The sequence below is a fragment of the Phenylobacterium sp. genome, assembly GCF_044372605.1.
Lineage (GTDB): Bacteria > Pseudomonadota > Alphaproteobacteria > Caulobacterales > Caulobacteraceae > Phenylobacterium.
Genome location: NZ_JBILRO010000164.1, coordinates 1 through 7747 on the forward strand (window position 1 = coordinate 1; position 7747 = coordinate 7747).

General features: G+C 64.1%; 6 protein-coding genes. 3 read left to right on the forward strand and 3 right to left on the reverse strand.

Features of this window, described 5'->3' with window-relative positions; all coding sequences use genetic code 11:
• Window positions 1-124: 124 nt before the first annotated feature.
• Entirely contained in the window at window positions 125-2434 is a 2310-nt protein-coding gene (locus tag ACIQ42_RS12955; RefSeq protein WP_397422618.1) for a TonB-dependent receptor, read from the forward strand.
• A gap of 45 nt (window positions 2435-2479) precedes the next feature.
• Here ACIQ42_RS12955 and ACIQ42_RS12960 read toward each other — a convergent pair whose 3' ends face one another.
• The 3 genes from ACIQ42_RS12960 to ACIQ42_RS12970 are packed head-to-tail and all read right to left on the reverse strand — an operon-like array spanning window position 2480 to window position 6137.
• The gene (locus tag ACIQ42_RS12960) at window positions 2480-3901 is read right to left on the reverse strand and encodes an aldehyde dehydrogenase family protein (protein ID WP_397422619.1); all 1422 of its coding nucleotides are present in this window, start codon (window positions 3899-3901) and stop codon (window positions 2480-2482) included.
• Window positions 3898-5484: an FAD-binding oxidoreductase gene (locus ACIQ42_RS12965; protein WP_397422620.1), complete on the reverse strand. Its 1587-nt coding sequence runs from the start codon at window positions 5482-5484 to the stop codon at window positions 3898-3900. Before ACIQ42_RS12965 ends, ACIQ42_RS12960 begins: the two co-directional genes overlap by 4 nt.
• Window positions 5481-6137, reverse strand: a complete 657-nt coding sequence (locus tag ACIQ42_RS12970; RefSeq protein WP_397422621.1) for a hypothetical protein — start codon at window positions 6135-6137, stop codon at window positions 5481-5483. Before ACIQ42_RS12970 ends, ACIQ42_RS12965 begins: the two co-directional genes overlap by 4 nt.
• A 223-nt stretch (window positions 6138-6360) precedes the next feature.
• Between ACIQ42_RS12970 and ACIQ42_RS12975 the strand changes: the two genes are divergently transcribed.
• Entirely contained in the window at window positions 6361-7041 is a 681-nt protein-coding gene (locus tag ACIQ42_RS12975; RefSeq protein ID WP_397422622.1) for a hypothetical protein, read from the forward strand.
• A gap of 28 nt (window positions 7042-7069) precedes the next feature.
• On the forward strand, window positions 7070-7747 hold a 678-nt coding region (locus tag ACIQ42_RS12980), incomplete at its 3' end, for a DUF1838 family protein (RefSeq protein WP_397422623.1).

Here is a 7747-nt window from a genome sequence, read left to right on the forward strand (position 1 = left end):
CACATCAACGCCATGCGCCAGCCCGGCAAGGGATTTGTCCGGACCTTTAGTTGGTATAAACATATACCATTCGCTCAATTCGCCAAGCGTGGTTGGCGGCGGGCGCACCCAGGGGAATACCGGCATGAAACTTCGTCGCATCCTGTTGATGACTGTGTCCGCAACGTCTTTCGCTGCAATCGCGGCGCCTTCACTGGCCCAGACTGCCCCGGCCGCGGTTGAAGAAGTGATCGTCACCGCCCAGCGCCGGGCGGAAAACCTCCAGGGCGTGCCCGTGACAGTCTCCGCGTTCACGTCGAACCAGCTGGAACAGCGCCAGATCTCCTCGACAGTCGATCTGGTCCGCACCATTCCCAACCTGGTCGGCCACAACAACACCGGCACGGGATCGGCCAACACCTACTTCCTGCGCGGTCTGGGCTCGACCGAACAGATCGCCACGCTGGACCCGGCGGTCTCCACCTACGTCGACGACGTGATCATTCCACGCCAGAACGTCAACAACTACGCCCTGTTCGATGTTGAGCGGATCGAAGTGCTGCGCGGCCCGCAGGGCACCACTTTCGGCCGAAACTCCACTGGCGGCGCCATCAACGTCATCACCCGCAAGCCCGGAACCGAGTTCGGCGGATTTGTCTCGGGTGCGTTCGGCTCCTTCGACAAGCGTCAGGTTCGCGGTTCGTTGGATGCGCCGATCTCCGACAAGATCCTGACCAAGTTCTCGGCCTTCTATGACAGGGACGACGGCTGGCTGAAGAACATCACCAATGGCGAACGATTCAACGGCGCCAAGAACCTCGGTCTACGCGCAGCGGTGCGCTATCTGCCTACCGAAGACGTGATGTGGGATGTCTCTCTCGAACACCTGACGTCTGACGGCCTTTATCTCCGGTCGATCCTGGGTCAGCAGCGCAACACCCGATCCCAGGTGGCCCAGGCCGGCGAAAGCGAGAGCGTGCTGCTGGACGCCCTCGCCAACCGCGGCCAGCGCAACAAGACCCGCTCGACCTCCATCACTTCCAACCTCGAATGGAAGATGGGCGAGCTGACGGTGAACGCCATCACCGGCGCGCGTACCGTCGACCAGGAATTCGTGATCGATTTCTCGCTGCCGACGGCTGCGGCCAATCCGCTGCCCTTCGTCCTGACCAATGACGGCCAGTACAATGTCTTCACCCAGGAGTTCAAAGTCAGCGGTGAGAGCGGAGCGCTGCGGTATGTGGGCGGCGTTTTCTTCTTCCGCGAAGAGAACACAACGCTCACCGGCCAGATCCTGCCGATCCCGGGCACCAACCCGATCAGCTGCAGCCGTGGCTTTACGGGTGACGGACAGTTCAGCTGCAATGGCGCGCCGGGGTACTCCAGCTCGCGCCATATCGACAACGACACCACCAGCTGGGCTGCCTACGGCCAGGTGGACTACCAGTTCACTGACCAGTTCTCGCTGCAGGCCGGCGCCCGATACACCGTAGAAGAAAAGACCGTCGATCTTAAGTCGACGCCCCAGGGCGGTATGACGACAGCCAATCTGAAGACGGCCGGCATCGACACGAAACTCAACACCGACATCCTCACCCCGCGGGTGGCTCTGAACTTCAAACCGAACGAAGACACCCTGATCTATGTGAGCGCCACACGGGGCTTCAAGGCAGGTGGCTGGAACTCGCGTACCGCCTATCGTCCCCAGGAATTCCGCTCGATGACGCCGGAGACAACCTGGTCTTACGAAGCCGGCCTCAAGACCGAGCTGTTTGAGCGCCGTCTGCGGGTCAATGCGACGGCCTTCTATGCCGAGACCGACAACCTGCAGCTCTCCTACACCACGCCTGGCCCAACGCCTGGTTCAACGCTGTCGACCCAGGACAACGCCGGCGACATCGAGGTGAAGGGTGTCGAGCTGGAAGTGGTCGCCCGGCCAATCACCAATCTGGAACTGTTCGGCACCGCCGGCTTCCAGGAAGGCAAGTATACCCGTGTCAATCCGCGGGCGAACTCGTTCTGTCCCGCTGGCACGGTGAACCTGGCCCTGCCCTCGGGATGTACGGCGGGGGCCTTTATCAACGCCATCGACGCCGCTGACGAACTCTCGCGCTTCCCGAAGCGCACCATGGCCGTGGGCGGTGTCTGGACCATCCCGATCGAGGGACTGGGTGGATCATTCAAGATCTCGGGCGAAGCCAACTACAACGGCGGCTACTGGACGACAGCGTCCAACTCGGCGCCTTCGACACGCACGCCGACGGCGCTTAACAGCTACTCGGGCAAATACACCCTGCTGAACGGATCAATCAGCTTTGTGACCGATGATCAGCTGTGGAAGGCCACGCTGGACTGCAAGAACTGCTCTGACAAGACCTACATCACCTCGATCTTCAACGGCGCCTTCTACGGCGAACCGCGCAAGTACACCTTCAGCATTCAGCGGAAGTTCTAGGCCCCGGCGTGCGAGGCGGTGGTAACCGCCTCGCACGCGTTCCTGTCAGCTGCTCTCCCGGAAGGCCGAGAGCGGCAGCGGTTGTCCCGTGTTGGCGATCAGCGCCTGTCGCCGGAAGAAGCGCGCCAGTCCGTCGGCGCCCATCCGTGATGGCCCGACCCCGGACGCCTTGAAGCTCTGTTTGGCCGCCTCGTAGAAGACCGCGGTCAGCGCAGCGTCGTTTAGGCTGATAGCTCCGGCGTCCAGCCGCCGACCCACCGCCTCCGCCGCCTCCAGGGTTCCGGCAAAGACCGCCGCCGACAGGCCGAACTCGCCGAAATTGGCCAGCGCCACGGCCTCATCGAGTGTATCGAAGGCCATAATCGGCAGGATCGGGCCAAAGGTCTCGTCGCGCATCACGGCCATCTCGTGAGTGACGTCCACCAATACGGTGGGGCGCAACCATAACCCGCCGCCGTGGTGCTCGATCTCTCCCCCAGCAAGTACGCGTGCGCCTTTCGCCTGGGCGTCTGCGATCTGGGCCGCCAGAATCTCGGCCTGTCGCGCGAAGATGATCGGGCCCACTTCGCCGCTGTCGATTTGGGGCCAGTTCAGGCCAACCGCGTTGGCCTTCATCGTCAGGCGTTCCACGACCGCGCCGTAGATTCCCCGTTGCACATAGATGCGTTCGATTGACTGACAGGCCTGGCCCGTGGACAGCACCGAGCCGCGCAGCGCCGCGTCGGTCGCCGCCTCCAGGTCGGCGTCCGCCAGAACGATCAGGGGATCCTTGCCGCCTAACTCCAGGAAGGCAGGGATCAGGCGTCCGGCCGCCTGCAGCGCGACCTTGCGACCCGTCGCGACCGAGCCGGTGAAGCAGATGCAATCAACCTCATCGATCAGCGCCTGACCGGTCTCGCCGTCGCCCGGGAGGATCTGAAGAACGGCCTCCAGCCCAGGCGTGGCGGCGATGGCGTCACGCAAAGGCCCCACGAAACGGGGCGTGACCTCCGAGGGTTTGACGATCACCGCGCAGCCGGCTGTCAGCGCGGGAACCGCATCGATCATCCCCAGCAGCATCGGGAAGTTCCAGGGACTGATTACCCCGACCAGGGCATAGGGTCGCCAGTTGGGTGCATGGCGAACGGCGGGCATGGCGCGACCGTCGACCCAGCCTTCGGGCATTAGCGTCGGCGCCATGGCGCTCCAGCCCGCAATGGCTCCGATCACGCTGTCAATTTCCTGACCGGAGATGCGGCGTCGTCCTGTGTCGGTCTCCAGTGCCGCCTGGATTGTTTCTCGCCGCGCCGTGAGCTCGGCGGCGAACCGGGCCATGACTGACGCGCGGCCTGCGAAGCCGAGCGCGGCCCAGGCGGGCTGAGCCCGCCGCGCCCTTGACGTCGCCTCGACAACGGCTGGGGCGGCTGTCACCTCAAAACTGAAATCCAGCGCGCCCGTTCGGGGGTTGCGCGCCGCTAACCGTCTCAAAGGCCAAGCCCTCCCGGATTCAGTTGACCGGTCGGGTCGACCGCGACCTTGACCGCGCGCACCAAGGTCTGGCTGGCGGCATCGCGGCTGACCATCCAGGGATAGGTGCGACCCACCTGGAAGTGGGCGGCTCCGAACGTCTCGAACACGGCCACCACGCTTTGCCTGGCTTCGGCGACCAGGGCGGTCGCGACCGGATTGGCGTCGTATCTGCGAAGCTTCGCCAGCATGCCGCCTTCTACCGTGGCCTCGTGAATTTCGCGTCGCGCTTCGGGCCAGAAGAACACCGGCTCAATCAGGAACGCGTTTGTTGACAGCGTCGTCAGCATCATGCCGGTGTAGACGCCAGCCGCCTCGAAGCGCGGCGCCAGGCTGGCGAACAGGCCTTCGATCGCCTGACGGCAGGGCTCGGCCTGCGAGAGGGAGACAATTCCGTGCACCGGGACCCAGCGCTCGCCATCCGGGCCCAGGATATTGTTGAGCGGGGTGAAGGGCTGGGCGCGGATCACCCTTGGGATCGTGGCCTCTGTCTCGCGTCCGCCGGCGGCCAGCGCAATTCGTCGCACCTCGGCCAGGTCGGCCTCCACCGCGGCCTGCGACCGGCCTTCCGCCACCAGATGCAGCGACCACTCCGACTCGGACAGGAAGCCGCGACCGGCGACGGCCATGCTGAAGGCGTTCTTGAGCCCTTTGGTCAGCGACCCGCCGCTCTTGACCACCGACCCCATGGCCATCACGCCCGACAGGATTGACGCCCTGCGCACCCGAACGTCGGCCAGCGCCGGGTCAAAGCCGATCAACTCGCTGGTGACGCCCGCACGGGTGATTTCGGCGCCGGCCTCGAAGAGGGCCCTGGCCTCGGCGAAAGCAAACGATGCGCAGCCCTCGTGCGCGGGCGCGCGGATCAGGCGTAATGTGATCTCAGCCTTCACCCCGAACGCGCCCGCATCACCGCAGAAAAGGCCGGTCAGATCAGGTCCGTAGTGGCGATAGAAGGGATGAGGCCCCTTGCCTGCTGCGCCCGTCCTTAGCACCTGTCCGTCCGCGAGAACCACGGCCACGCCGACGACGCTCTCGCTGGTGGTGCCGTAGTGGCCTGCGCCGAAGATGGCGTTCAACTGCGACAGCCCGCCACCGATCGTTGAGGAGATACCTGACAATGGACCCCAGAACGGCGTCCTCAGTCCCATGGGCTTCAGCGTCTCGTAGAGGGTCTTCCACGTGCAGCCCGCCTCAACCGTCACGGTCATGTCTGCGGCGCTGACTTCGAGGACGCGATCCATCTGTGTCAGGTCGATCATCACCGTGGGGAGTGCGCCAGGTGTGTAGCCGGCCGTATAGCTCATGCCGCCTCCGCGAATGGCAACGGCCATCTGTCGGCCTGTCGCCTCCGCGACGGCGCGGCTGAGCGACCCTGTGTCTCTCGGGGCCACGACCAGCTCGGCGATGCTCTCACCGGCGCGCCAGATGTCCTGGCTGAGCAGTGTCCGGCGGGCCAGATCTTCGCTGACCGCGTCGGCGCCCAGAAGCTGACGGAAGGCGTCGGCGGACGCCGATCGGGGGGGGAGGTTGGCGACACTCATTGCGGTCTCCAGAATCCAAGGAAGGCGGCGGTGAGAAGCAGGCCCCAGATCAGCATGACCACCGGACGTGCGCGCGCGAGGCTTCGGGTGATGGTCTGATCAACCTCGGGGGTCGGGCCCGTTGTCACCAGGGTCGAAAAAGCCGGTCCGAAGGGCGAAATGAGTCGACGAACCCAAAGGCCTGTGCCGATCGCGGCGGCGAGAACCAGCAGCTTGAGACCCACAAACAACGGCGCGCTGATTGCAGACGTGACGATCCCGAAACCGACGCCGGCCAGGCCGGCGAGCATCAGCCAGCGTATCGCGAGATCCAGCCGCCGCACCGCGGCGCCCGGGGGAATGTGTTTCAGGTGGATGCGCCATGCCAGCCAAAGCCAGGCCAGTGACAGCGCCCAGATCGCCGCAATCGCCTCGGTCGGAAGGACGATGTGCCCCGTCGCGTTCGCCAGGGTCGCACTCGTCGGCAGCGCCAGGATCAGTGCGGTGCGCGGCGCCATATCCAGCGCGGTCAGGGCCTGCGCCGCCGCGATCCGGGCGGCGACCGGCCGCGCCGGATCGCTGACCAGGCGCGAGGTGTAGAACGCCCCGAGATCCCCGCCCAGCCAGTAGACGAACACCAGCACGTGCATCAGAGAGATCAGGGCCGTCGTCATCGCAGCTCCCGAGACAAATGATCTAGTCTTATATCATTTGAAGCCGTCGGCCCCGTCGCGCAAGGCGAAAGTTCAGGGCTGAAATCGAGCGCAGCGGGATTGACGAGTTGTCCGGACAAATGATCTATTGATATATCATTTCAATCCAGGGGGAGGAGCAGCCGATGCCGGAACCGACGCTTCTCCGACTGCGGCCCGCGATCGTCCGGAAGGGGGAAGCCCCGTGCACATAGGCGAGCTGGAAGTCCTGCGCTGGGCGCACATCCTGGCCATGGTCTACTGGCTGGGCGGTGAGTGGGGGGTCTTTCAGACCTCGTACAATGTCACCAACCCCACCCTCGCGCTGGACGAGCGTCGGCGCCACATGGAGACTGCCTACCGCATCGACATTCTGGCGCGGACCGGGATCATCCTGTTGCTGCCGCTGGGGCTGCACATGGGCACGATCTACGGCTTTGTCCCCCTGGATGGCGCGCAACTGATCGCCATGTGGGTCATCTTCATCGCGTGGATCAGCCTGACCTGGTCTGCGTTTCTCACACGGGAAACCGATCTGGGACTGAGGCTCACAAAGATTGACGAGGCGATCCGTTATGTTGTGATCCCCGGCCTCTTCCTGGTCAGCATCGCCTCGATGCTGGGCTATGGTCCCCTGGATATCGGACCGGGCACACTCTGGTACGGGGCCAAGATGGCCCTATACGCCTTCGCCCTTTGCATCGGCCTGGGTCTGCGCTTCATCATGCGCGCCTGGACCATCCGTTTCCGCCGCCTGGCCGAAGGCCCAAATCCCGCCGAAGAAGCTGCACTTGCTCGGGAAATCAGCCTCGGACGGCTCATGGCCTATGTCTACTGGCTCACCATCGCCAGCGTCTGTTTCCTGGGCGCGACCAAACCGTTCTAGCTCGATCTCACCACTCAAGGGGCCTGTCATGACCAAGATCTGGATGTTCGCCGCCGCCGCGCTGATGGCGCCGCTCGCGGCCATGGCCGCACCGGCCAAGGCGCCCAAACTACTCGACATCGCCAAGCCAGAAGAAGCGCTTCAGGTCTCGCGCAAGTTCCAGTGTTCGATGGTCGACAATGAGCCGGTGGTCTACCACTGGTCCGGCCGTGGCTACTCCCGCGTGCCTGGCGAACCGGACCGGCTGTTGTTCAACCTCGAGGGGATGAATGTGCGGGCCTGCGTGACGGTCAATGATCCGGTCAAGGGCGTTGGCTACCGCCTGGTTAGCCGGGAGTTGATGCTCTATCTTGATCCCAAGACCGGCAAGGTGCTGCGCACGTGGGACAATCCCTGGACCGGCAAGACGGTCGATGTGCTGCACATCGCCAACGATCCGGTGAACCAGCGTCCCACTTTCGTGCGAAACGACAAGGGCGAGCCCTTCACGATCGGCGCTCGCGTGGAAAACGGCCGGGTCTTCATGCCGTTCGAGGTGCCATTGTTCTATAACAATCCCCTTGGTGGCGACTATCAGCCCTATGTGGGCAACCAGTATCACGCCATGGAGATCTTCGACTTCAATGCCGAGGCCTCCGATATTCTGGATCCGAAAAAGGCCACGGCGCAGCCGGCTGTGGCATGGGTGCGGTTGGCCCAATGGCTT